A 23,223-nucleotide genomic window follows, 5' to 3' on the forward strand; every position below is an offset into this window, starting at 1 on the left:
AAAACCGGAATTCTTTTTTAGCCGCGGATCATCTGCTCGAGCACGTGGATCTCATGGTTGAGCTCGGCGTTGCTCTTGCGCTCCTGCGTGATCTTGCGCACGGCGTGCATGACGGTCGTGTGGTCGCGCCCGCCGAAGTTCTCGCCGATCTCGGGGAGGCTGTGCTGCGTGAGCTCCTTGGCGAGGTACATGGCGATCTGGCGCGGCAGCGCGATGGAGGCGGGACGGCGCTTGGAGTGCATGTCCGCGACCTTGATCTTGTAGTAGTCGGCGACGGTCTTCTGGATGTTCTCGATCGTGATGAGGCTGTTGACGACCTGGAACTGGTCGCGCAGCACGCGCTTGGCGATGTCGATCGTGATCTCGCGGGAGGCCGAGGGCTGGAACTGCTGATAGGCGACGACCTGCTGGAGCGCGCCCTCGAGCTCGCGGACGTTCGACTTCAGGCGCTTGGCGATGAAGGCCGCGACCTCGTCGGGCAGATCCACGCCCATGGCCTTGGCCTTGTTGAGCAGAATCGCCGTGCGCATCTCAAACTCGGGCGGCTCGATGGCGACCGAGAGGCCCTGCGAGAGGCGGGAGATCAGGCGCGGCTCGATGTCCTTCAGGCCGCGCGTGTACGTGTCCGAGGTGATGACGAGCTGCTTGTTGTGCGGCACGAGCGCCTCGAAGGCGCGGAAGAACTGGCCCTGGGAGCCCTTGGCGCCCGAGAGCGACTGCACGTCGTCGATGAGGAGCAGGTCGAGGTTGCGGTAGCGCTCGTCGAACTTCTCGAGGCTCGCGTGCGTCTTGTTCGCGCTCTCGCGGACGGCGGCCGTGTACTCGTTGATGAAGTCCTGCGCGGAGACGCAGCGCACGCGCGCCTTCGGGTGCAGGTCGAGGTAGCGGTGGCCGATCGCCTGCATCAAGTGGGTCTTGCCGAGGCCGACGCCGCCGTAGATGTAGAGCGGGTTGTACTGCGTGCCGGTGGTCGTCGCGACGTGCTCGGCGGCGGCGACGGCGAGCTGGTTGGCGTTGCCGTTGACGTAGTTCTCGAACGTGAGGCCGGGGAGCAGACCCGTCTCCTCGCGGCGGCGGATGTCCACGGGGGAGGGACCTGCGACGGGGGCGGGCTCGGGCGCCGGCTGGCTCATGGCAGGCACGAGCGACACGCTCACGGGGCTGCCGTGGATGTGGCTCGCGATGGTCTGAATGTTCTTCAGGTAGCTGTCGCGGAGGTAGCGCACCTTGGAGGCCGGCGCCTCAAGGGTCAGCATGCCGTTGTCCGGATCCCAGAAGATCGGGTTGAGCACCTTGAACCAGGTGTCGTAGATCCGGGGGGCGCTCTGCACTAACTGCTTGAGACTTTCCAGACACTGTTGCCAAAAAACTTGCATAAGCCGAAAAAAGAGCTGAAGGGTTGCTTGCCGGGGCCCGCACTCGTCCGGCGGACATGCGTCGGAAAGGGTGCAAGATATCTATTTTACCTTCTTTCATGCCGGCTGGTGAAAAAATGTGGACAACTTCACCCTCCCCGTTCAGTGACTTTCTTGATTTTTATGTAAAAAAGTTATCCACAGACCGGGGTGCCGGAAAGGCCGCACGGATGATTATCCACATGAGCATGTGAATAGAAGTTCCTACAGCCGCAGGGGAAGATAAGAGAGTGAGCGCTCAATCCATCATAATGTACACAAGAGAATGTGGTTTGATTGAGTAATAACACTACATATTGTGTTATCAGCTTCCGACGCGGATTACTTGGGGGTTGCGGACGGGCGTCAGGGGGCCGCCGGAAGGACGGCGGCGACTTTTTCCACAGCCCGGCGATTGACAAGGACCCCGTTTTTGAGGTGTAATAGCGAGCTTTTCTAGGCTTCCTCCAGTCCCGCCCTGCATTCCGGGGTCGTCGGAGACCACAGAGGAGGAATGCGGCGAAAGCTGCCCGGGGCTCCGTGCAGCACTGGATTCTTCATATGCCGCCGCGGCCGCGAGACGCGACCGCCGCAGGCTCTCCTCCTACGACTTAAAGGAACAATCATGGCTACCAAGCGTACCTACCAGCCCTCCAAGACCAAGCGTGCCCGCACGCACGGCTTCCTCGTTCGCAGCCGCACCAAGGGCGGCCGCCGCGTCCTCGCCCGCCGTCGCGCGAAGGGCCGTCACGTTCTCGCCCTCTAATAACAGCTTCAGGCTGACCCACGGCTGCGGAAGAATGCCGTGACTGGAAGCGAGGCGGAGAATTTCGGATTTCCCCGTTCAAGCCGTCTGATCAGGACGGAGGACTTCGGGGTGATACTGAGGACGCGGAATGCGCAGTCGTTCCGCGTCCATTCCGCATATCTGAGCGCCGGATGTCTTGAGAACGGCGAGGCCGCGCGGATCCGCGTCGGCGTCACCGTGGGAAAGCGCAACGCGCCGCTCTCCGTTGACCGCGCCATCGTCAAGCGCGCCCTCCGCGAGGCTGCCCGGCAGCGTCTGCCGGAACTGCGCAGGATGCTCGGCGACGAAGGGATCGGACTTGATGTCTCGCTGAGGCTCAAGGCCGGGCTGAAGACGATCGGGGCTCCTTCGAGGCTCAGGCTGAAGAAGGCGCTCCACGCGGATGCCGCGGAACTGATCGACTCCGTCGTCGCCCGCGTCGAGCGCCGGCTCAAGGCCCGGCACGGGTCCGGGGAGGCATGAATCCGCTCCAGCGCGTGATGGTCGGGCTCATCAGGCTCTATCAGATCACGCTCTCCCCGTGGATCGGCCGCGAGTGCAGGTTTCTGCCCACCTGCTCGAACTACGCCATCGAGGCGATCGAGCGGCACGGCGCGTTCCGGGGCGGCTGGATGACGCTCACACGTCTTCTTCGCTGCCATCCGTTCGGCGGCCGGGGCTATGATCCCGTGCCTGAACGCTTCCGCTGGCGCTGCTGGTGCAGAGACTGCTCGGAGAAGGACTCCGGGCAGGCCGACGGGAACAATCCGCCACACAAACCTTAATTCGTCTTACTACAAGACACGAGAGCGCTTTATGGGAAAAGAAGTACAGCGAGCACTCCTCTGGGTGATCCTCTGCGGCTCACTTTTCATGCTTTGGGACAACTATCAGGTCTACAAGGGTGGAAAGTCGCTGCTCGGTCTCGAGCCGATTCCGGTCGAGCAGACCGAGCAGGCCGCGACCGCGGACATCCCCGCTCCGACGGCCGCTTCCGCGGCCGCCCAGGCCGTGCCTGAGAACCCCGTCAAGGCTCCTGTGGTCGTGACCACTGACCGCATGAAGGTCACGTTCGACCAGCAGGGCGCCCGCATCGTCGGCACCGAGATGCTTCTCTTCCCGCAGCAGCGTGACTGGAAGGAAGTCGGCCTCGCCGGCATGATCCTCGGCCGCGAGCCCTCGGGCGACCTCGGCAACGTCAAGCTCCTCGAGTCGACCTCGACGCACACCTATGCGGCGCAGTCCGGTCTCGTGGGCGGCAACTACCCGACGCACGCCGACAGCTTCAAGCTCGTCAGCCAGTCGCTCAGCATGGACGGCTCCGACAAGCTCGACGTCGTCTTCGAGGCCGAGAAGGGCGGCGTGACGGTCCGCAAGACCTACACCTTCAAGCGCGGCTACTACGGCATTGACGTCGCCACGACCGTGAAGAACGGCACGTCGGCCGCGATCAAGCCGCAGATCTATTACCAGATCACCCGCGACTCGTCCGCCCCGGCCGGCGCGAGCACGATGTACTCGACCTTCACGGGTCCGGCGTTCTACTCCGACGAGGAGAAGTTCCAGAAGATCACGTTCGACGAGATCGCCGACAAGGACGCCTCCTTCGTTGAGAACACCGACAACGGCTGGCTCGCGATGGTCCAGCACCACTTCGTGAGCGCCTGGGTCCCGCCGCAGGGCGAGGCCCGCCAGAACTACGCCCGCGAGGTCTCGAAGGATCTCTACGCCGTGGGCACCTTGGTCTCGATGAACGAGATCGCCCCGGGCGCCGAGCAGACCGACAACGCGATCTTCTACTCGGGTCCGCAGGAGCAGGAACGCCTCGAGCAGCTCGCTCCGGGCCTCGAGCTCGTCGTTGACTACGGGTGGCTCACCTTCCTCGCCAAGCCCATCTACTGGCTGCTTTCGTTCCTCTACGGCATCGTGGGCAACTGGGGCTGGTCGATCGTTCTGCTCACCTGCATCGTCAAGGCAGTCCTCTACCCGGTCTCCGCCGCCGGCTATCGTTCGATGGCCCGCATGAAGGAGGTCCAGCCGCGCATGAAGGCTCTCCAGGACAAGTACAAGGACGACAAGCAGCGCCTCAACCAGGCCATGATGGAGCTCTACCGCACCGAGAAGATCAACCCGGTCGGCGGCTGCCTCCCGATCGCCCTGCAGATCCCCGTGTTCCTCGCCCTCTACTGGGTGCTCCAGGGCTCGGTCGAGCTGCGCGGCGCGCCGTGGCTGCTCTGGGTGCAGGACCTTGCGGTGCCTGATCCCTGGTTCGTCCTCCCGGCTCTGATGGCCGCGACGATGTTCCTGCAGATCTTCCTCAATCCGAAGCCCACGGATCCGACGCAGGCCAAGGTGATGTACATCATGCCGATCGTCTTCTCGGTGATGTTCTTCGTCTTCGCCGCCGGTCTGGTTCTGTACTGGCTGACGAACAACGTGCTGTCGATCCTGCAGCAGTGGTGGATCAACAAGACCATCGCCGACGAGCGCGCGCAGCGCCTCGCGAAGCAGAAGTGACGCACTCTTTCCCGGTCAGGGCGGGGATCCTCTGATCCCCGCACCCGCCGAGAAAAAAGACTGGCCGGGCAGGCCTTCCCCTCTGATGAGGGAAGGCGGGCCCGGCCTTCTTTCTCTCCCCTTCAGGGGGGAATCACTCGGAGCCGCGGCGGCGCGACAATGCGGATGCCGCGAGCAGAAGCGGCCAGAGCCAGACCGAGAGGAACCAGAGCAGAATGCGCGGGAGCGTGAGACGGCTCTCCTCCGACTTCCAGGTCTTCATGAAGACGGCGACGGCACCGCAGACGACCCAGAGCAGGAAGCAGCAGTAGACGAGCGCGCGCGTGTTGTAGTTGTCCCCGAGAAAGCGGGCCGTGAAGGCGGCCGCGGGTACGGAGAGCACGACTGCGATGCATACGCCGGCGAGCGCGGGGCCGAAGAACTGGCCCTTGCCGGATCCGGGACGCTGAAGCGACATGTTTGAGGTTGTCCTTGGGTTCTGAGGAAGAAAACTTGAGCGAGGAGGATTCCCTCCTCTTTCTAACCACCTAATTCTGAAGGAAGCACGAGCGAAATGCCCAGCGACAAGGATCCGATCATTGCGATCGCCACGGCGGCCGGCCGCGGGGCGATCGGCATCGTGCGCCTGACGTTTCCCGTGGAACATTCCGCGGCGATCACGGGCGGGCTCTTCCCCGGCGTGAAGCTCGAGCCCCGCCATGCGCACCTTCTTCCCGTGACGGACGCGGAGGGGCGCCTCCTTGACCGGGCGATCGTGCTCTTCTTCCCCGCTCCCGCGAGCTACACGGGCGAGTCGGTGCTTGAGATCCAGGCGCACGGCGGCCCGATGGTGCTGCGGCTTATCCTGCGCGCGGCGCTCGGGAAGCTCTCCGAAACGGGGCTGCGCATCGCCGAGCCCGGCGAGTTCACGAAGCGCGCGTTCCTGAACGGCCGCATGGACCTCGCCCAGGCCGAGGCCGTGGGCGGTCTCATCGACGCGGTGAGCGAGGCGGCGGCCCAGGCGGCGGCGCGCTCGCTCACGGGCGAGTTCTCGACCCGGGTCCGCGCGACGGGGACGCTCCTTGACGAGGCGCGCGCCCTCACCGAGGCGCAGATCGACTTTCCCGAGGAGGAGCTCGACGGCCTGATGGAGCGGCAGATCACCGAGCGCATGGAGGGGGCGGCCGGGGAGATCGACGCCCTTCTCGCCACGGCCCGCCGCGGCACGGTCCTCGCCGACGGCCTCACCGTCGCGCTCGTGGGCGCGCCGAACGTCGGCAAGTCGAGCCTCTTGAATGCGCTCGCCGGCGAGGAGATCGCGATCGTCACCGACATCGCCGGCACGACCCGCGACTCGATCGAGCACTGGACGGCCTTCGAAGGGGTGCCGCTCCGCATCATCGACACCGCGGGACTGCGCGAGACCTCCGACATCGTCGAGCAGAAGGGCATCGACCGGACGCTGCGCGCGATCGCCGAGGCCGACATCGTGCTCGCGCTCACCGACGCCTCGGGCCGCATCCCCGACGACGAGGCCGCGCTCGCGCGCGTGCGCTCGTCCGTCCGCGAGGGCACGCCGCTGCTCACGGTGGCCAACAAGGCCGACGCGGCCGATCCGGAAACGGTCATGGCACTGAAGGACCGAGGCGCCGTCGCCGTCTCCGCCCTCACGGGCGAGGGTCTTGAGGAGCTGCGGGCCCGCGTGCTCGAGCTCTCCGACATGGCGGGCGGCACCGAAGGGCTCTTTCTCGCCCGCGAACGCCATCTCGAGTGCCTGCGCCGCGCGCGGGAGCATATCGGCGGCGCGCTCGCTCACGCTCGCGCGAAGACGGGCATGACGGAGCTCCTCGCCGAGGAACTCAGGCTCGCCGGGCGCGCGCTCGGTGAAATCCTCGGCGAGACGGACGCCGAGGGGCTGCTCGACATCATCTTCAGCCGCTTCTGCATCGGCAAGTGAAGTTTTTCTGAAAAGAGATTGGAAATGGATTACCCCGAAACGTTTGACGTGATCGTGGTCGGCTGCGGACATGCCGGCGCCGAGGCGGCGCTCGCCTCGGCCCGCATGGGGAGGAGCACGCTCCTCATCACGCACAACCTCGAGACGGTCGGACAGCTCTCCTGCAACCCGTCCGTGGGCGGCATCGGCAAGGGTCACCTCGTCAAGGAGCTAGACGCCATGGGCGGCGCGATGGCTCAGGTGACGGACGCCGCAGGCATCCAGTTCCGCATCCTCAACCGCTCGAAGGGCGCCGCGGTGCACGCCACCCGCGCCCAGATCGACCGCCAGCTCTACCGCCGCGCGATGCGCGAGCGGATCGAGGCTCAGGAGAACCTCAAGGTCTTCCAGATGGCCGCCGACGACCTGATCGTCGAGAACGGAGAGGCCCGCGGCGTCGTGACGCAGACGGGCATCCGCTTCCGCTCGCGCGCGGTCGTGCTCTCCGCGGGCACGTTCCTGAACGGCCTCGTGCACATCGGCCTCGAGCACTATCCCGCGGGCCGCATGGGCGACCCGGCGAGCGTGAGGCTCGCCGAGCGCCTCAAGGAGCTCGGCATGCCGCAGGGGAGGCTCAAGACCGGCACCCCGGCGCGCATCGACGGCCGCTCGATCGATTTCTCAAAGTGCGAGAAGCAGTGGGGCGATCTTGACCCGGTGCCCGACTTCTCGCTCATGCGCCCGGCCGCCCCGCATCCGGAGCAGCGCCCGTGCTGGATCACGCGCACGACGCGCGAGATGCATGAGCTCATCCTCGCCAACCTCGACCGCTCGCCCATGTACGCGGGCGTGATCCAGGGCATCGGTCCGCGCTACTGCCCCTCGATCGAGGACAAGGTGAAGCGCTTCGCCGACAAGGAGAGCCACCAGGTCTTCCTCGAGCCCGAGGGACTCCACGTCAACGAGTGGTATCCGAACGGCATCTCGACGAGCCTGCCCTTTGACGTGCAGCTCGCGATGATCCACATGATGCCGGGCCTCGAGAACGCCCACCTCTTCCGTCCCGGCTACGCGATCGAGTATGACTACTACGACCCGAGGGGGCTGAAGCGCTCGCTCGAGACGAAGGCCATGCCGGGCCTCTTCTTCGCCGGCCAGATCAACGGCACGACGGGCTACGAGGAGGCCGCCGCGCAGGGGCTTCTCGCCGGCGCGAACGCCGCGCTCCACGCCTCCGGGCGCGAGGCCTGGGTGCCCCGCCGCGACGAGGCGTACTTGGGCGTCATGGTCGACGACCTCACGACGAAGGGCGTCACCGAGCCCTACCGCATGTTCACGAGCCGCGCGGAGTACAGGCTCTCGCTGCGCGAGGACAATGCGGACGCGCGCCTCACGACGCTCGGCCGCGAGCTCGGGCTTGTCGACGACGCGCGCTGGGAGTACTTCTGCCGCAAGAGCGAGCGCATTGCCCGCGCCGAGGAGACGCTCAGGAGCACCTGGGTGAACCCGAGGATCATCGAGGCCGCGGAGGCCGAGCGCGTGCTCGGCACCGGCATCGAGCGCGAGTACTCGATGAAGAGCCTCCTCGCACGGCCCGCGGTGACGCTCGAGACCCTCATGACGCTCACCCGCAGCGACGGGGCGCCCGTCGTCGACCTCTCGGAGCTCGACGAGGCCGAGCGCACGCAGCTCGAGGTCGAGGTGAAATACGCGGGCTACATCGCGCGCCAGAAGGAGGAGATCGAGAAGTCGCTCGGCAACGAGACGATGCCGATCCCCGCGGACATGGACTACGCCGCCGTCACGGGACTTTCCTTCGAGGTGAGGCAGAAGCTCACCGCGGCCCGCCCCGAGACGCTCGGCCAGGCCTCGCGCATTTCGGGCGTGACCCCGGCCGCCGTGGCCCTGCTTCTTGTTCACCTCAGGCGTCGCTATTACGATAAGCGCGCCGGTCGGAAGGAAACCCCGGCCGGCTGATTCAGGAACCAATGATGGCAGCAGCAACCAATTCAGCCATTGACCGCGCGGCGCTCGCCGCCGGCCTGGGCGCGCTCGGTCTTGAGAACGGCGACCGCGTGCTCGACGCCTTCGGGCGCTACGCGGAGCTTCTTCTCAAGTGGAACCGCGTCTACAACCTCACGGCGATCCGCCGTCCCGAGGAGGTGCTCACGCACCATCTGCTCGACAGCGCGGCGCTCGTGAGCGCGGGCGCGGAGCGACTTGAGGGAGCCGAGAAGCTCCTTGACGTCGGCTGCGGCGGCGGGCTTCCCTCGGTTCCCGCCGCCATTCTCTGCCCGGACCTGCAGGTCACGGGCATCGATGCCGTGGGCAAGAAGGCCGCCTTCGTCAATCAGGCGGCGATTGAACTGGGCCTCAAGAACCTGCGCGCGGTGCACGGCCGCGTGGAGAAACTCCGCGGCGAATGGGACGTGATCACGAGCCGGGCCTTCGCCTCGCTCGAGGACTTCGTCACGCTCACGCGCGGTGTGCTCGCCCCCGGCGGACAGTGGCTCGCCATGAAGGGCGTGCTCCCCGAGGCGGAGATCGCGGCGTTGCCCGCCTTCGCCCGGGTCGAGGAAATCATTCCGATCGAGGTCCCGTCGCTCGGCGAGGCCCGTCATCTCATCGTTCTCCGGGAGTTTCCGGAGGAAGTTTCCGCGGACTGAAGAGTTCTCAAATGGAAATCATCTCAAGCGCCATCCTGAGCGCTTTCATATATACGTACACGACGCTCGTTCCCGTGATCAACCCCTTCAGCGGCGCGATGTTCTTCGCGACGCTGACGAGCCATATCTCCAACTCCGACCGGGCGTACGTCGCGGGACGCATCTCGATCTTCTCGCTCGTCGTGCTCGTGGTCTGCCTCTTCGCCGGCCACATGATCCTCGGCTTCTTCGGCATCTCGGTCGGGGTGCTGCGCTGCGCGGGCGGCCTCGTGCTCTTCGCCGCGGGCTGGAACGCCATGAACGCGCCCTCGCATGACGAGGACAAGGAGCCGCCGACGCCGCTGCCGCGCTCGCGCCTGAAGGCCATGGCCTTCTACCCCTTCACGCTGCCGCTCACGACCGGCCCGGGCGCCATCGCCGTGACGGTCGCCCTCGGCACCAGCCTTCCTTACACCGTTGCCAACCTGGTCGGCACCCTGCTCGCGATCATCGCCACCGTGCTCACGATCTGGATCTGCTTCCGCTACAGCGACCGCGTGAGCCGCTCGGTGGGCGCCGCCGGCGCGGACGCCCTCGCCCGCGTCTTCGCCTTCATCCTGATCTGCCTCGGCGTGTCGGTCTTCTGGGCCGGCTTCTCCGACCTGTGGCTCCATCTCGGCGAGTGAGGCTCCGAGCAAAATCTGTGCTCGGGGACACATTCGCTACAATGCATCTAATTTTCTAGATTTTTCCCGTACCCATGGCCCAAGTTTTCTGCATTGCCAACCAGAAGGGCGGCGTCGGCAAGACCACGACGACCGTCAACCTCGCCGCCGCACTCGCTCTGCGCGGACGCCGCGTCCTGCTTGTTGACCTTGACCCGCAGGGCAACGGAACCATGGGCTGCGGAATCGACAAGCGCGAGGTCGAGTGCTCCGTCTATCAGATGCTGCTCGGACTGAAGTCCTTCGATGACGTCGTGCGCCGCAGCGAGACGGGCGGCTTCGACGTGCTCCCGGCGAACCGCGAGCTCTCCGGTGCGGAGATCGAACTGATCAGCGTGCGCGAGCGCGACCAGCGGCTCAAGAAGTCGCTTCAGCCCGTGCTCAACCGCTACGACTACGTGCTGATTGACTGCCCGCCCTCCCTCTCGATGCTCACGCTCAACGCGCTCTGCTTCGCCAACGGCGTGATCGTGCCGATGCAGTGCGAGTACTTCGCGCTCGAGGGCCTCACGGATCTCGTGAGCTCCATCCGCCGCGTGCACCAGGACAAGAACTCCGCCCTGCGCATCATCTCGATCCTGCGCGTGATGTTCGATCCGCGCATCACGCTGCAGCAGCAGGTGAGCGAGCAGCTCAAAAAGCATTTCGGCGACAAGGTCTACAACACCATCATCCCGCGCAACGTCCGCCTGGCCGAAGCCCCGAGCTACGGCAAGCCCGGCGTGATCTACGATCCCTCGAGCCGCGGCGCGATGGCCTACAAGGCATTCGCCGACGAGGTGATCTCCCGCCTCGAGAAGAAAGCCTGAGGGGCGGACAAATGGCAGCAGCAAAGAAAAAGGAAAAGGGACTCGGCAGAGGACTTGACGCGCTTTTCGCGGGCGACCTCAGCGCAAACGTGCTCGAGGAGGAGGTCCGCACCCGGCGCCTCGTTGAGGTGGAGACGGACCGCATCCGTCCGGGTCGCTACCAGCCCCGCACCCGCATGGACGAGAACTCCATCGCGGAGCTCGCCGACTCGATCCGCGAGCAGGGTCTGCTCTCCCCGATCCTCGTGCGCGAGACCGACGGCGACGAACTCGAGGTGATCGCGGGCGAGCGCCGTCTGCGCGCGGCGAAGCTCGCCGGTCTCGAGACCGTTCCGGTCCTCATCGAGGAGGTCGACGACGAGCATGCGCTCGTGATCGGCCTCATTGAGAACATTCAGCGCGAGAACCTCAATCCGATCGAGGAGGCGCAGGGCCTGCAGCGTCTCATCGACGAGTTCAGCTTCACGCACGAGGCCGCGGCGAAGGCCATCGGCCGCTCGCGCCCGGCGACGAGCAACCTGCTGCGCCTCTTGTCCCTCACCGACGAGGTGAAGGACATGGTGATGCGGGGCGAGCTCGAGATGGGTCACGCGAGGGCGCTCCTCGGTCTCGAGGGCGCCGAGCAGGTGACCGCGGCGAAGACCGTGGCCGCGCGCGGGCTCTCCGTGCGCCAGACCGAGGATCTCGTCAGGAGGCTCCTCGAGGGCGGCCAGCCCAGGAAGCGCGTGGTGATCAAGACCCGTGACAACGAGCGGCTCGAGGAGGCGCTCGCCGAGACCCTCGGCGCCGTCGTGAAGCTCACCGCCAACCAGAAGGGCAAGGGCCGCATCGTCATCGAGTTCTCAAGTCTCGATCAGCTTCAGGGCATCGTGGATCACATTCAGAAAGAGTAGGGATAACCCGTAAGAGAGACGAATTAGGGGTTTCTCCGACTCCGCACCTTCATAGTGCAGATCTATCCCGATATAGATATTTGCGAATAGTGCTTTAGTACATTGTGATGAAGTTGCTTCAAGAAGTAAACTTTGACCGACTCAAATTCCTACCTAGGTTGGTGTAAGGATGCTCGCCCGTTCTGATATGATGCGCGTCGTTCTTGCACAGTACGCCATCACCCTCGTCGCAGCCCTTCTGGGGTTTGTGTTGCTTGGAAAAAATGCCGGGCTCTCCGCACTTCTCGGAGGGCTCTGCTATGCAGTGGCAACCACTCTTCTGGTGATCACCCTGATCGCCCTGAGGGGGTTGAGACTGAGTCCGACGATCGGGGCCCTGACGACGCTGCTGGGTGAGTTTGTAAAAGTTCTGTTCGTGATATTGCTGATGCTTCTTACGGCACGGCTTTTTCATGAGCTGAACTGGCTCGTCTACCTCATTTCACTTATCGCGGTAATGAACGGCTACTTCGTGCTGCTGTTCAAGAAAAAACAAGGATAAGACTTCATGGCAACCGAGAGCCTCACCGCCACGGGCTACATACAGCACCACATGGCGCATCTGCAGTCAAGTCACATGACCGGCATGATTGACTTCTCTGTACTCAACTACGACACGATTTTCTTCGCGCTGCTCATGCTCGCGATCGTGTTCTTCCTCCTGCGCCTCGGCGCGAAAAACGCCACCTCCGGTGTTCCGGGCAAGATGCAGTGCGCCGTCGAGATGTTGGTCGAGATGGTGGACAACCAGGCCAAGACCATCGTCCACGGTGACCGCACCTACATCGCCCCGCTCGCCCTCACGGTCTTCTGCTGGGTCGCGATGATGAACATGATCGACCTTATCCCGGTCGACCTGTTCCCCTGGATGGCCACCTTCGTCGGTCTCGACCATCTCCGTCCGCTTCCCACGGCTGACCTGAACGGCACGCTCGGCCTCTCGCTCGGCATGCTCGTTCTGCTCTTCTACTACGGCATCAAGGTTCACGGCCTCGGCGGCTTCACCGCCAGCCTGTTCACCCATCCGTTCGGCGCCTTCCCGCTGCTCTGGCCGGTGAACTTCGTGATGAACCTCATCGAATACGCCGCGAAGTTCGTCTCGCTCGGCATGCGACTCTTCGGCAACATGTACGCTGGCGAACTCGTGTTCTTCCTCATTGCGCTCCTTGGCGGCTTCATGCTTGAGATGGGTCCCCTGGGCGGCGCCGCTGCCGGACTTGGACAAGTCATCGCCGGTATCGTCTGGTGGCTTTTCCATGTGCTGATTGTTCTGTTGCAGGCGTTTATTTTCATGATGCTGACGCTCGTCTATATCGGACAGGCCCACAGCAGCCACTAACAGACAATTATTTCCTTTAATTCACTTCTTCCCTTTTTCAACATCCTTTTAACTCTTAGGAGTCTTTGAAAAATGACCAACGTCGCCTTAGTCGCCATCGCCTGCGGTATGATCATCAGCTTCGGCGCCATCGGTGCCTGCCTTGGTATCGCCCTGATGGGTTCCAAGTACCTTGAGGCCTCCGCCCGCCAGCCCGAGCTCATGGAGCCGCTCCAGACGAAGATGTTCCTCCTCGCCGGCCTGATCGACGCGGCCTTCCTGATCGGCGTCGGTATCGCCATGATGTTCGCCTTTGCCAACCCGTTCGTCGGCTAATACTCAGCTGACACCAGCAAACGTCTTTCTTTTTAATGACGCTGTCCGCGGCGCCCCGCCCATCAGATGGTGGCGCGGCGCCGCAGACTTAACGGGGTTCAACAATGAACATTAACGCCTCTCTGTTTGTACAGATGGTCGTGTTCCTTCTTGGTGCCTGGATCACCATGAAGTACATCTGGCCACCGCTGATTCACGCGATTGAAGAGCGGCAGAAGAAAATCGCTGACGGCCTCGCCGCCGCGAACAAGGGTGAGAAGGCCCTTTCCGTCGCGACCGAGCAGGGCAAGGCCATCGAAGCGGCCGCCCGCGCCCGTGCCTCGACCATCGTTGCCGATGGCGAGAAGCGCGCCCAGGCGATCGTCGAGGATGCCAAGAACCAAGCTACGGTCGAAGCCGAGCGCATCATTGAGTCCGCCAAGGCTGAAGCTGCCCAGCAGGTTCAGCGTGCTCGCGATCAGCTCCGCGATCAGGTGGCTGCGCTTGCCGTTCAGGGGGCCGAACAGATCCTTGCCCGCGAAGTCGACAAGGCTGCCCACAACCAACTGCTTGATCAATTGAAGGCGAAGCTCTAACTATGGCGGAACTTTCGACGATAGCGCGTCCTTACGCCGAAGGCCTGATGCAGGCCCTGGAAGAGCGTAAAGCCAGCGCACAGGATAAAGCCAGCGTTCTCGAGGCCGTCGCGCAGCTCGCGCAGGCCGCTCGTGATCCGCTGGTCGCTCAGCTCGCGGGGGATCCCGGACTGTCCGAGGATCAGGTCTACGGCGTGCTCGAGGGCACGATCGGTTCTGATCAGGCCGAGGAAGTCAAGAATCTGCTCCGCGTTGTGATTCAGAACGGGCGCATTGAGGCGCTTCCTGAGATCGCGCGGCAATTCCGCATTCTGAAGAACCAGTCCGAGGGCGTCGCCGACGCCTACATCGAGACTGCCTTCCCGCTCTCCGACGAAGAAGTCAAGAGCCTGCTGGAAGCGCTAGCGAAGAAGTTCCCGGGAGTGAAGCTTCACCCGGTCGTCTCGGTCGAGAAGGAATTGATCGGCGGCGTGCGTGTGCATGTCGGCGACAAGCTGCTCGACGCCTCGATCCGCGCGCGTCTCTCTCAGATGAAGACGGCGCTCACCGCATAAAATTCGGAGCTGTAAGATGCAACTCAATCCCAGTGAAATCAGCGAACTGCTGAAGAAGCGTATCGAAGGCCTCGGCGTTTCCGCTGATCTTCGCACCCAGGGCACGGTCGTGTCCCTCTCGGACGGCATTGCGCGCATTCACGGTCTTAGCGACGTGATGCAGGGCGAAATGCTTGAGTTCCCGGGTGAGGTCTATGGCCTCGCGCTCAACCTCGAACGTGACTCCGTCGGCGCCGTTATTCTCGGCGACTACGAAGGCATTTCCGAAGGCGACACGGTGAAGACCACCGGTCGCATTCTCTCGGTCCCGGTCGGCCCCGAGCTGATCGGCCGCGTCGTCAACGCTCTCGGCCAGCCGATCGACGGCAAGGGCCCGATCGAAGCGAAGGAATTCGACGTCATTGAAAAGGTCGCACCGGGCGTTATCGACCGTCAGTCGGTTTCGCAGCCTGTGCAGACCGGCCTGAAGTCCATCGACTCGATGGTGCCGATCGGCCGCGGCCAGCGCGAGCTCATCATTGGTGACCGTCAGACCGGCAAGACCGCCGTCGCCATCGACACGATCATCAACCAGAAGGGCAAGGACCTCATCTGCGTTTACGTCGCCATCGGCCAGAAGGCCTCCACGATCGCCAACGTCGTCGCCAAGCTCGAGGAGCACGGCGCCATGGACTACACGATCGTCGTGGCTGCCACGGCCTCCGAGTCCGCCGCCATGCAGTACATCGCTCCGTACGCCGGCGCGACCATGGGCGAGTACTTCCGCGACCGCGGTCAGGATTCCCTGATCGTCTATGACGACCTTACCAAGCAGGCCTGGGCCTATCGCCAGATCTCCCTGCTTCTGCGCCGTCCGCCGGGACGTGAAGCCTATCCTGGCGACGTCTTCTACCTCCACAGCCGCCTCCTTGAGCGCGCCGCCCGCGTGAACGCCGCCTACGTCGAGCGTTTCACCAAGGGTGAAGTGAAGGGCAAGACCGGCTCGATGACCGCTCTGCCGATCATTGAGACGCAGGCCGGTGACGTGACCGCGTTCGTTCCGACGAACGTGATCTCGATTACCGACGGCCAGATCTTCCTTGAGACCGACCTCTTCAACGCCGGTATCCGTCCCGCCATCAACCCCGGTATCTCGGTGTCCCGAGTCGGCGGTGCCGCCCAGACCAAGGTCATCAAGAAGCTCGGCGGCGGTGTCCGTCTCGCGCTTGCTCAGTACCGCGCCCTCGCGGCGTTCGCGCAGTTTGCCTCCGACCTCGACGAGGTCACCCGCAAGCAGCTCGAGCGCGGCCGCATGGTCACGGAACTCATGAAGCAGCCCCAGTACCAGCCGCTGCAGGTCTGGGAGGAAGCGCTTGTTCTGTACGCTGTGAACAACGGCAGCTTTGACGATGTCCAGGTCGGTGACGCCATGAAGGTCGAGCGCGCCATGCGCGAGTACCTGAAGACTCACTACGCCGATCTCGTCAACTCGATCGAAACCAACAAGGCCCTCTCCAAGGAGGATGAGGAGACCCTGAAGGGTGCGATCGCCGAGTTCAAGAAGAACGGCGCCATCTAACGTCTAATCGAGGACCCAATTCCATGCCCAGTACAAAGGAAATTCGCGGCAAGATCAAGAGCGTGCAGAACACGCGCAAGATCACCAAAGCGATGGAGATGGTTGCGGCCTCGAAGATGCGCAAGGCGCAGGACCGGATGTTTGCGGCCCGCCCGTACGGTGACAAGATTCGAGTGATTGCCTCGCATCTGTCCCGTGCGAGCATCGCGGACTACCAGCATCCGTTCCTGACTCAGCGGAATGACTCCAAGAAGGTGGGCATCATCCTGGTGTCCACCGACAAGGGTCTCGCCGGCGCCCTCAACACGAACATCCAGCGCCAGCTTCTGCAGCGCTTTAAGGAATGGTCGTCCGAGGGCATCTCGGTCCAGGCTTCCGCTCTCGGCAACAAGGGTCTCGGCTTCCTTCAGCGTATGGGGATTCAGGTCGTCAGCCAGGCTGTGCAGCTTGGCGACCGCCCGAACCTCGACCGCCTGATCGGTGCCATCAGCGCCCAGATCGAAGCGTACAAGGAAGGCAAGGTCGACAAGGTCTACCTCTGCTACACCCGCTTCGTGAACGCGATGAAGCAGATCCCGGTTGTTGAGCAGATCCTTCCGCTGACCGACGAGCACCTCTCGGCTGAGGATCCCAAGCGCAAATACTCGTGGGACTACATCTACGAGCCTGACGCCCAAACCGTTCTCGACGAATTGCTTCGCCGCTACGTTGAGACTTTGATTTACCAGGCGGTTGCAGAAAACATGGCCAGCGAGCAGAGCGCCCGCATGGTCGCCATGAAGGCCGCTTCTGACAATGCGAAGAAGCTCATCGACGATCTGCAGCTCGTCTACAACAAGACCCGCCAGGCCGGCATTACGAAGGAAATCACCGAAATCGTCGGTGGTGCCGCCGCTGTGTCTTAATCGAATTTGAAAAATCGATAACTGAGGAAATCCCATGAGTATCGGACAGATCGTTCAGGTTATCGGCGCGGTCGTGGATATTGAATTCCCGCGCGACGCGATGCCGAAGGTTTACGAGGCGCTCGTTCTTAAGGACGACGGCGCCAACACGCTCGCTGAAAGCGGCCTGACGTTCGAAGTTGAGCAGCAGCTCGGTGACGGCGTCGTTCGCACCATCGCGATGGGCTCGTCTGAAGGCCTCCGCCGCGGCATGTCGGTTGAGTCGACCGGCCGTGAAATCTCCGTTCCGGTCGGCCCGAAGACGCTGGGCCGCATCGTTGACGTTCTCGGTCGCCCGATCGATGACGCCGGCGAGATCGGTGCCGAGGAAATCCGCCCGATTCACCGTGAGGCTCCGAAGTTCGACGAGCTCTCCCCGTCCGTCGACCTTCTCGAGACGGGCATCAAGGTTATTGACCTTATCTGCCCGTTCGCCAAGGGCGGCAAGGTCGGCCTGTTCGGCGGCGCCGGCGTCGGCAAGACCGTCAACATGATGGAGCTCATCAACAACATCGCCAAGCAGTACGGCGGCTACTCCGTGTTCGCCGGCGTCGGTGAGCGCACCCGCGAGGGCAACGACTTCTACCATGAAATGGATGAGTCGAAGGTTCTCGACAAGGTCGCCATGGTGTTCGGTCAGATGAACGAGCCCCCGGGAAACCGTCTCCGCGTTGCTCTGACGGGCCTTACGATGGCCGAAGCCTTCCGTGACGAAGGCCGCGACATCCTGCTCTTCATTGACAACATCTACCGTTACACCCTCGCCGGTACGGAAGTGTCCGCTCTGCTCGGCCGTATGCCGTCCGCCGTGGGCTACCAGCCGACCCTCGCTGAGGAAATGGGCAAGCTCCAGGAGCGTATTGCTTCGACGAAGACGGGCTCGATCACCTCGATCCAGGCCGTGTACGTCCCTGCTGACGACCTTACTGACCCGTCCCCGGCCACGACCTTCGGCCACCTTGACGCCACCGTCGTTCTTTCGCGTGACATCGCCGCGCTCGGTATCTACCCGGCCGTCGACCCGCTCGACTCGACGTCCCGTCAGGTCGACCCGAACATCATCGGCGTCGATCACTACCAGACGGCCCGCCGCGTCCAGGAGACGCTGCAGCGCTACAAGGAACTGCGCGACATCATCGCCATTCTCGGCATGGACGAACTCGCCCCCGAGGACAAGCTCGTCGTGCAGCGCGCCCGCAAGATCCAGAACTTCCTCTCGCAGCCGTTCCACGTTGCCGAGGTGTTCACCGGCGCTCCGGGCAAGTACGTTCCGCTCAAGGAGACGATCCGCGGCTTCAAGATGATTGTTGACGGCGAATGTGACGAACTGCCCGAGCAGGCGTTCTACATGGTCGGCACGATCGACGAAGCCTTCGAGAAGGCCAAGACCCTCAAGTAATGCTTCGCCGCAGCCGGTCTCCGGACCGGCTGCAGCAAGCGCCCGACAAACGGAGCAACCTATATGGCTACCATTAAAGTCGACGTCGTCAGCGCCGAAGAACAGATCTTCTCCGGCGAGGCCGAACTCGTGTCGCTGCCCGGAAAGTCTGGCGAACTTGGCATCATGCCGGGACATCTCCCGCTCATCACCGTGATCCGTCCGGGTTTCGTGCGCGTGCACAAGCCCGGCGAGTCTGAGGTTGAGCAGATCTTTGTCGCGGGAGGCATCCTGGAGGTCCAGCCTGATCTGGTGACTGTCATGGCCGACACGGCCGTTCGCAGCAAGGACCTCGACGAGGCCCGCGCCAAGGAGGCCCTGGCCGCAGCCGAGGCCGCCCGTTCGAATGCCTCCGGTGCGATCGAGATCGCCCGTATCGAGGCGGAGATCGCGGCCCTGGCCGCCGAGCTCGCCATCATCAAGAAGATGCGCGCCAAGCTCTGATCTCTTCCGAGAGAGTGACGACTTTTGGAGCGGAGAAGCCCTTAAACAAGGCCCTCCGCTCTTTTCGTTTTTTGAAGTGCAAGCCGCCCCGCCGCGCGGTACGATTTCAGGTAACGACAATTCATCTCCCGCCGGAGGAAGAGAACCCGGCCGGGACCAAAAGGACAAAGGAGATAAGCGGATGAGCGCTATTAAGATCCTCGTAACGACCGACGGTTCTAATCTGAGCGACAAGGCAGTGGAGACGGCCATCGGGCTCGCGGAGCAGGTGGGCGGTTCCGTTGTCGGCATGACGGCGGTCGTCACCTCCGCCCCGGCGTGCGATCTCGCCGACGAGGACGAGGCCGTCAGGGACCGTCTCGAGTCGATCGGCCGCCGCGCCGCCGAGGCCGGCGTGCCCTGCGAGCTCGTCGCCGAACACGCCGAGACCGTCTCGGGCGGTGTTCTCGCGTGCGCCGCGCGCGTCGAGGCTTCCTACATCGTCATGGCGAGCCGCGGCCTCGGCACGTTCGGCGCGCTGCTCCTCGGCAGCGAGACGCAGAAGGTGCTCAGCCAGGCTGACCGCCCGGTGCTCGTCGTCCGCTGATGCCTGCCTCGCCCGGGACCGCTCTGCAGGAGCAGTCCCGCTGAAGCTGAAAAAATCCGCGCATGCCCCATGCTGCGCGGTTTTTTCATGCACCCCGAAGAAACAAAGACCCTCGATCGAGCGAATCTGAAATGACGCCTCAAAATGACTGCTTCCTGCGCGCTCTGAAGCGCGAGCACACCGACTTCACGCCCGTCTGGCTCATGCGCCAGGCCGGCCGTTACCTGCCGGAGTACTGCGCCACGCGTGCGCAGGCCGGCAGCTTCATGGGGCTCGCCCAGAACCCGGACTACGCCACCGAGGTGACGCTGCAGCCGATCGACCGCTACGGCATCGACGCCGCCATCCTCTTCTCGGACATCCTCACGGTGCCCGACGCCATGGGCCTCGGCCTCTCCTTCGTCGCCGGCGAGGGCCCGGTCTTCGCGCATCCCGTGCAGGACGAGGCCGCCGTCGCGGCGCTCGCCGTCCCGGAGATCGAGGAGAAGCTCGGCTACGTCACGGCCGCCGTGCGGAGCATCCGCCGCGCTCTCAACAATCGCGTTCCCCTCATCGGCTTCTCGGGCTCGCCCTTCACGCTCGCCTGCTACATGATCGAGGGCCGCGGCAGCCGCGACTTCCGCACCGCCAAGACGATGATGTTCCGCCGCCCGGACCTCTTCAGCCGCGTGCTCGACGTGAACGCCGAGGCGGTGGCCGCCTATCTCAATGCGCAGATCGCCGCCGGCGCCCAGGCCGTGCAGATCTTCGACACCTGGGGCGGCATGCTCGCCGACGGTGACTTCCAGCGCTTCTCGCTCGCGGCGACGAAGAAGGTCGTGGAGCGCCTGACCCGCACCACCCCCGAGGGCGAGCGCGTCCCCGTGATCGTCTTCACCAAGGGCGGCGGCGAGTGGCTCTCCGCGATCGCCGACTGCGGCTGCGACGCCGTGGGCCTTGACTGGACGACGAACCTCACCCGCGCCCGCCGCGAGCTCGGCGACCGCGTCGCGATCCAGGGCAACATGGATCCGCTCGCGCTCTTCGGCGACGAGGAGACGATCCGCCGCGAGGTCCGCAGGGTGCTCGACGCCTTCGGCCCGGTCGGCAAGGGCGGCCATGTCTTCAACCTCGGCCACGGCATCAACCAGTTCACCCCGGTCGAGAACGTGCAGATCCTCGTCGACGAGGTCCATTCCTACAGCCGCCGCTTCCATACCGCGGACTGAGAGAGTTAGGAAAACCTGCAGGAAGTCCTAACTTATGCACAGCTTCCGGCGTGAAAACCCTCTGCGGAAAGGGGCCCGCAGAGGGTCATTTTGCAGAGGATCATTCTTATCTTTCCCTGCGGCACAGGGCTTTTAAGGGTGAGTGATCCTTTACCCTGACCCTTTTCGGGCCCCCTGGGGTACCTGTCCACCGGCCCGGAAAAAAGAATCCACAAAGTTATCCACAGACTTTGGGGTCGAACGGTTGATAAATCCCCTAAAGCTGTGGGCAACTTTTCCCGGGACGGAGGCGGGCGACGAGATGGCACGGACCGATCAGTTTGCGAAGGTGCTCATTGATGCGCCCGGACTCGCTCCGCTCGACTACCGCGTGCCCGAGGAAATGCTTGTCGCCGTCGGGGATCTCGTGCTGGTGACGCTCGGCGCCCGCCGCGCGGTGGGTCTCGTCGTCCTTCTTTCCTCGGCCTCCGACATCGAGGAGAAGCGTCTGAAGCGCATCCAGAGCGTGCTGAAATTCAGCACCCCCGTTTCCTCGGAATGGCTGTCGCTCACGCGTTTTGCGGCCACATACTACCTTCGGGCATGGGGTGAGTCGGCGCTCCCCGCGATTCCCGCGGCGCTGAGGCGCACGCCCACGCCGCGCCAGGAGAAGCGCATCGAGGGAATCCGTGCCGTGATGCCCGCGGCGGACCCGGACGCCGCCCCGGCCGCGCCCGCCCCCGCGCTCAACGCCGAGCAGGAGGCCGCGGCAGCGGCCGTGCTCGGGGCCGAGGGCTTCCGCGCGTGGCTCCTCTTCGGCGTCACGGGCTCGGGGAAGACCGAGGTCTACCTGCGGCTCATCGAGGAGACGCTCGCGCGCGATCCGGAGGCGCAGGCGCTCCTGCTCGTCCCCGAGATCAATCTGACGCCCCAGCTCGTGGGGCGCGTGCGCGCACGGTTTCCCCGCGAGGCCGTCGCGGCGCTCAACAGCGAGTTCACCGACCGCGAGCGCGCCGCCTCCTGGCTCTCGGCGCACGAGGGACAGGCGAGGATCCTGGTCGGCACCCGCATGGCGATCTTCGCGAGCTTCCGCAGACTCAGGCTCATCCTCGTCGACGAGGAGCACGACCTCTCCTACAAGGCCGGCGACGGCCTGCGCTACAGCGCGAGGGATCTCGCGGTCTGGCGCGCTTCGAAGCTCGCCTGCCCCGTGGTGCTCGGCTCCGCCACGCCGTCGCTCGAGAGCTGGGCGAAGGCGAAGTCGGGCGGCTACGGGCTCCTCAGGCTCTCGCGCCGCGCCGTCGAGAAGGCCGAGCTCCCGGAGGTGGAGCTCACGCCTCCGCCCGAGAAAGGTGCTTCGGGACAGATCACCGAATACTCCCGCCGGGCGATCGAGGCCTGCCTCGAGTCGGGCCGCCAGGCGCTCGTCTTCCTCAACCGCCGCGGGTACTCCCCCGTGCTCTCCTGCCCGGCCTGCGACTGGGTGAGCACCTGCGCGCGCTGCTCGGCCTTCACCGTCTACCACAAGCGCGAGAAAGCGCTCATCTGCCACCACTGCGGCTGGCGCCGTCCGGTGCCGGAGGCCTGCCCGGGCTGCGGCAACGTGGACATCCTGCCGCGCGGCACGGGCACGGAGCGCATCGAGGAGGAGCTCGAGGTGCTCTTTCCCGGGAAACGGGTGCTCCGCATCGACCGCGACACCGCGAGCGCGAAGAACGCCGCCGAGGAGGCCTTCCGCAAGGTGCACCGCGGCGAGGTGGACATCCTCGTCGGCACGCAGATGGTCGCCAAGGGCCATGACTTCCAGAAAATCGGTCTCGTGCTCGTCCTTAACCCGGACGCGCAGATCCTGAGCCCCTCGACGCGGGCGCGCGAGCGGCTCTTCGCCACGCTCATGCAGGTCGCGGGCCGCGCGGGGCGCGCCGGCACCCGCGGGCGGGTGCTCATCCAGACGCGCTTCCCCGAGGACACGCTCTTCACGGCGCTCGCGGAGCAGGACTATGTGAAGTTCGCCGAGGACACGCTCGACGAGCGCCGCGAGAGCGGCTGCGTGCCCTACGTGCACCAGGCGCTGCTCACCGCGGAGGCCGACATGCTCTCAACGGCGCTCGCCTTCCTCGAGGACGCCGCGAAGAGCGCCATGGCGCTCGGGCGCGACGACGTGCTCGTCTACGACCCGGTGCCGATGCCGCTCGTGAGGCTGATGAACCGCGAGCGCGGGCAGCTCTTGGTCGAGAGCGTGAACCGCATGTCGCTGCACCGGTTTCTCGTCGACTGGGAGAGGAATCTGCGCGGCCTCGGCCACGCCGGGGGCCTCTCCTGGGTGATCGAGGTCGACCCGTTGGAGACCTGAAAACTCTGTATAATTCACAGTCCCCTCGCGTGGTGAAATGGATATCATACGGCCCTCCGAAGGCCGTGTTACAGGTTCGATCCCTGTCGTGAGGACCAGATGCCGCAGTCCCGCACCGTTCCGTTGAGCGGCCGCGGGATTTTTCTTATGGGGCCCGTCCGGGCTGCGGTCCGGACCGGCCGCGAAAAGATTCCCCCGAGGTTTCC

24 protein-coding genes and 1 tRNA gene are annotated in these 23,223 nt (G+C 64.4%); 23 read left to right on the plus strand and 2 right to left on the minus strand.

What is annotated here, in order from left to right; all coding sequences use genetic code 11:
- Positions 1-17: 17 nt before the first annotated feature.
- The gene (gene dnaA / locus Q4F91_RS00295) at positions 18-1,376 is read right to left on the minus strand and encodes a chromosomal replication initiator protein DnaA (protein WP_303333769.1); all 1,359 of its coding nucleotides are present in this window, start codon (positions 1,374-1,376) and stop codon (positions 18-20) included.
- A 643-nt stretch (positions 1,377-2,019) separates the two neighbouring features.
- On the opposite strand from dnaA, the gene rpmH reads away from it, so the two are divergent.
- From rpmH to yidC, 4 genes are read left to right on the plus strand one after another with little or no spacing between them, the layout of a single operon-like run.
- On the plus strand, positions 2,020-2,160 hold the full coding sequence (gene rpmH / locus Q4F91_RS00300) for a 50S ribosomal protein L34 (RefSeq protein WP_005429158.1): 141 nt from the start codon (positions 2,020-2,022) through the stop codon (positions 2,158-2,160).
- Between the two features lie 39 nt (positions 2,161-2,199).
- Complete coding sequence (locus Q4F91_RS00305; RefSeq protein WP_303333770.1) at positions 2,200-2,664, plus strand: ribonuclease P protein component; 465 nt, start codon at positions 2,200-2,202, stop codon at positions 2,662-2,664.
- Positions 2,661-2,966 carry a membrane protein insertion efficiency factor YidD gene (gene yidD, locus Q4F91_RS00310; protein ID WP_303333771.1) on the plus strand — a complete coding sequence of 102 codons (306 nt, stop codon included), beginning with the start codon at positions 2,661-2,663 and terminating at the stop codon, positions 2,964-2,966. The genes Q4F91_RS00305 and yidD overlap by 4 nt, the downstream gene beginning before the upstream one ends.
- Positions 2,967-2,997: 31 nt before the next feature.
- Complete coding sequence (yidC, locus tag Q4F91_RS00315; protein WP_303333772.1) at positions 2,998-4,698, plus strand: membrane protein insertase YidC; 1,701 nt, start codon at positions 2,998-3,000, stop codon at positions 4,696-4,698.
- A gap of 133 nt (positions 4,699-4,831) precedes the next feature.
- On the opposite strand, the gene Q4F91_RS00320 is transcribed toward yidC, so the two are convergent.
- Positions 4,832-5,155 (minus strand): hypothetical protein, encoded by a 324-nt coding sequence (locus tag Q4F91_RS00320; protein ID WP_303333773.1) that lies wholly within the window; start codon positions 5,153-5,155, stop codon positions 4,832-4,834.
- A gap of 96 nt (positions 5,156-5,251) precedes the next feature.
- Here Q4F91_RS00320 and mnmE point away from each other — a divergent pair, with 96 nt between their 5' ends.
- The 19 genes from mnmE to Q4F91_RS00415 all read left to right on the plus strand — a co-directional run bounded on the left by mnmE (position 5,252) and on the right by Q4F91_RS00415 (position 23,115).
- Entirely contained in the window at positions 5,252-6,634 is a 1,383-nt protein-coding gene (gene mnmE / locus Q4F91_RS00325; RefSeq protein ID WP_303333774.1) for a tRNA uridine-5-carboxymethylaminomethyl(34) synthesis GTPase MnmE, read from the plus strand.
- Between the two features lie 24 nt (positions 6,635-6,658).
- A complete protein-coding gene (gene mnmG, locus Q4F91_RS00330) occupies positions 6,659-8,590 on the plus strand; it encodes a tRNA uridine-5-carboxymethylaminomethyl(34) synthesis enzyme MnmG (RefSeq protein WP_303333775.1) in 1,932 nt (643 codons plus the stop codon).
- A 14-nt stretch (positions 8,591-8,604) separates the two neighbouring features.
- Positions 8,605-9,279: a 16S rRNA (guanine(527)-N(7))-methyltransferase RsmG gene (rsmG, locus tag Q4F91_RS00335; protein WP_303333776.1), complete on the plus strand. Its 675-nt coding sequence runs from the start codon at positions 8,605-8,607 to the stop codon at positions 9,277-9,279.
- An 11-nt stretch (positions 9,280-9,290) separates the two neighbouring features.
- Positions 9,291-9,944: a MarC family protein gene (locus tag Q4F91_RS00340; protein WP_303333777.1), complete on the plus strand. Its 654-nt coding sequence runs from the start codon at positions 9,291-9,293 to the stop codon at positions 9,942-9,944.
- 74 nt (positions 9,945-10,018) lie between these two features.
- Positions 10,019-10,792: a ParA family protein gene (locus Q4F91_RS00345; RefSeq protein ID WP_303333778.1), complete on the plus strand. Its 774-nt coding sequence runs from the start codon at positions 10,019-10,021 to the stop codon at positions 10,790-10,792.
- Positions 10,793-10,803: 11 nt separating this feature from the next.
- Complete coding sequence (locus tag Q4F91_RS00350) at positions 10,804-11,685, plus strand: ParB/RepB/Spo0J family partition protein (RefSeq protein ID WP_303333779.1); 882 nt, start codon at positions 10,804-10,806, stop codon at positions 11,683-11,685.
- A 169-nt stretch (positions 11,686-11,854) separates the two neighbouring features.
- Complete coding sequence (locus Q4F91_RS00355; RefSeq protein ID WP_303333780.1) at positions 11,855-12,226, plus strand: ATP synthase subunit I; 372 nt, start codon at positions 11,855-11,857, stop codon at positions 12,224-12,226.
- Between the two features lie 6 nt (positions 12,227-12,232).
- Positions 12,233-13,063: a F0F1 ATP synthase subunit A gene (gene atpB / locus Q4F91_RS00360; RefSeq protein ID WP_303333781.1), complete on the plus strand. Its 831-nt coding sequence runs from the start codon at positions 12,233-12,235 to the stop codon at positions 13,061-13,063.
- Between the two features lie 72 nt (positions 13,064-13,135).
- A complete protein-coding gene (atpE, locus tag Q4F91_RS00365) occupies positions 13,136-13,378 on the plus strand; it encodes a F0F1 ATP synthase subunit C (RefSeq protein ID WP_303333782.1) in 243 nt (80 codons plus the stop codon).
- 104 nt (positions 13,379-13,482) lie between these two features.
- Positions 13,483-13,953 (plus strand): F0F1 ATP synthase subunit B, encoded by a 471-nt coding sequence (locus tag Q4F91_RS00370; RefSeq protein WP_303333783.1) that lies wholly within the window; start codon positions 13,483-13,485, stop codon positions 13,951-13,953.
- 2 nt (positions 13,954-13,955) lie between these two features.
- On the plus strand, positions 13,956-14,507 hold the full coding sequence (locus tag Q4F91_RS00375; RefSeq protein ID WP_303333784.1) for a F0F1 ATP synthase subunit delta: 552 nt from the start codon (positions 13,956-13,958) through the stop codon (positions 14,505-14,507).
- 16 nt (positions 14,508-14,523) lie between these two features.
- Positions 14,524-16,065 (plus strand): F0F1 ATP synthase subunit alpha, encoded by a 1,542-nt coding sequence (gene atpA, locus Q4F91_RS00380; protein WP_303333785.1) that lies wholly within the window; start codon positions 14,524-14,526, stop codon positions 16,063-16,065.
- Positions 16,066-16,088: 23 nt separating this feature from the next.
- Positions 16,089-16,970, plus strand: coding sequence for a F0F1 ATP synthase subunit gamma (gene atpG / locus Q4F91_RS00385; RefSeq protein WP_303333786.1), 882 nt, complete (start codon positions 16,089-16,091; stop codon positions 16,968-16,970).
- Between the two features lie 34 nt (positions 16,971-17,004).
- Positions 17,005-18,408: a F0F1 ATP synthase subunit beta gene (atpD, locus tag Q4F91_RS00390; protein ID WP_303333787.1), complete on the plus strand. Its 1,404-nt coding sequence runs from the start codon at positions 17,005-17,007 to the stop codon at positions 18,406-18,408.
- Between the two features lie 63 nt (positions 18,409-18,471).
- Positions 18,472-18,891, plus strand: coding sequence for a F0F1 ATP synthase subunit epsilon (locus Q4F91_RS00395; protein ID WP_303333788.1), 420 nt, complete (start codon positions 18,472-18,474; stop codon positions 18,889-18,891).
- 181 nt (positions 18,892-19,072) lie between these two features.
- Positions 19,073-19,477, plus strand: a complete 405-nt coding sequence (locus tag Q4F91_RS00400; RefSeq protein WP_303333789.1) for a universal stress protein — start codon at positions 19,073-19,075, stop codon at positions 19,475-19,477.
- A gap of 131 nt (positions 19,478-19,608) precedes the next feature.
- Positions 19,609-20,685, plus strand: a complete 1,077-nt coding sequence (gene hemE / locus Q4F91_RS00405; protein WP_303333790.1) for a uroporphyrinogen decarboxylase — start codon at positions 19,609-19,611, stop codon at positions 20,683-20,685.
- A gap of 301 nt (positions 20,686-20,986) precedes the next feature.
- The gene (priA, locus tag Q4F91_RS00410) at positions 20,987-23,017 is read left to right on the plus strand and encodes a primosomal protein N' (RefSeq protein WP_303333791.1); all 2,031 of its coding nucleotides are present in this window, start codon (positions 20,987-20,989) and stop codon (positions 23,015-23,017) included.
- A 23-nt stretch (positions 23,018-23,040) separates the two neighbouring features.
- Positions 23,041-23,115, plus strand: a tRNA-Arg gene (locus Q4F91_RS00415).
- Positions 23,116-23,223: the final 108 nt, after the last annotated feature.

Source organism: Sutterella sp. (assembly GCF_030539355.1).
GTDB lineage: Bacteria > Pseudomonadota > Gammaproteobacteria > Burkholderiales > Burkholderiaceae_F > Sutterella.

Coding starts and splice junctions, on each gene's coding strand:
- Q4F91_RS00395 (WP_303333788.1), top strand. CDS start 18,472: ATGGCTACCATTAAAGTCGACGTCGTCAGCGCCGAAGAACAGATCTTC.
- rpmH (WP_005429158.1), top strand. CDS start 2,020: ATGGCTACCAAGCGTACCTACCAGCCCTCCAAGACCAAGCGTGCCCGC.
- Q4F91_RS00375 (WP_303333784.1), top strand. CDS start 13,956: ATGGCGGAACTTTCGACGATAGCGCGTCCTTACGCCGAAGGCCTGATG.
- mnmG (WP_303333775.1), top strand. CDS start 6,659: ATGGATTACCCCGAAACGTTTGACGTGATCGTGGTCGGCTGCGGACAT.
- yidD (WP_303333771.1), top strand. CDS start 2,661: ATGAATCCGCTCCAGCGCGTGATGGTCGGGCTCATCAGGCTCTATCAG.
- atpB (WP_303333781.1), top strand. CDS start 12,233: ATGGCAACCGAGAGCCTCACCGCCACGGGCTACATACAGCACCACATG.
- Q4F91_RS00355 (WP_303333780.1), top strand. CDS start 11,855: ATGCTCGCCCGTTCTGATATGATGCGCGTCGTTCTTGCACAGTACGCC.
- atpE (WP_303333782.1), top strand. CDS start 13,136: ATGACCAACGTCGCCTTAGTCGCCATCGCCTGCGGTATGATCATCAGC.
- Q4F91_RS00370 (WP_303333783.1), top strand. CDS start 13,483: ATGAACATTAACGCCTCTCTGTTTGTACAGATGGTCGTGTTCCTTCTT.
- mnmE (WP_303333774.1), top strand. CDS start 5,252: ATGCCCAGCGACAAGGATCCGATCATTGCGATCGCCACGGCGGCCGGC.
- Q4F91_RS00345 (WP_303333778.1), top strand. CDS start 10,019: ATGGCCCAAGTTTTCTGCATTGCCAACCAGAAGGGCGGCGTCGGCAAG.
- priA (WP_303333791.1), top strand. CDS start 20,987: ATGGCACGGACCGATCAGTTTGCGAAGGTGCTCATTGATGCGCCCGGA.
- yidC (WP_303333772.1), top strand. CDS start 2,998: ATGGGAAAAGAAGTACAGCGAGCACTCCTCTGGGTGATCCTCTGCGGC.
- Q4F91_RS00350 (WP_303333779.1), top strand. CDS start 10,804: ATGGCAGCAGCAAAGAAAAAGGAAAAGGGACTCGGCAGAGGACTTGAC.
- hemE (WP_303333790.1), top strand. CDS start 19,609: ATGACGCCTCAAAATGACTGCTTCCTGCGCGCTCTGAAGCGCGAGCAC.
- Q4F91_RS00340 (WP_303333777.1), top strand. CDS start 9,291: ATGGAAATCATCTCAAGCGCCATCCTGAGCGCTTTCATATATACGTAC.
- atpA (WP_303333785.1), top strand. CDS start 14,524: ATGCAACTCAATCCCAGTGAAATCAGCGAACTGCTGAAGAAGCGTATC.
- Q4F91_RS00400 (WP_303333789.1), top strand. CDS start 19,073: ATGAGCGCTATTAAGATCCTCGTAACGACCGACGGTTCTAATCTGAGC.
- atpG (WP_303333786.1), top strand. CDS start 16,089: ATGCCCAGTACAAAGGAAATTCGCGGCAAGATCAAGAGCGTGCAGAAC.
- rsmG (WP_303333776.1), top strand. CDS start 8,605: ATGGCAGCAGCAACCAATTCAGCCATTGACCGCGCGGCGCTCGCCGCC.
- dnaA (WP_303333769.1), bottom strand. CDS start 1,376: ATGCAAGTTTTTTGGCAACAGTGTCTGGAAAGTCTCAAGCAGTTAGTG.
- atpD (WP_303333787.1), top strand. CDS start 17,005: ATGAGTATCGGACAGATCGTTCAGGTTATCGGCGCGGTCGTGGATATT.
- Q4F91_RS00320 (WP_303333773.1), bottom strand. CDS start 5,155: ATGTCGCTTCAGCGTCCCGGATCCGGCAAGGGCCAGTTCTTCGGCCCC.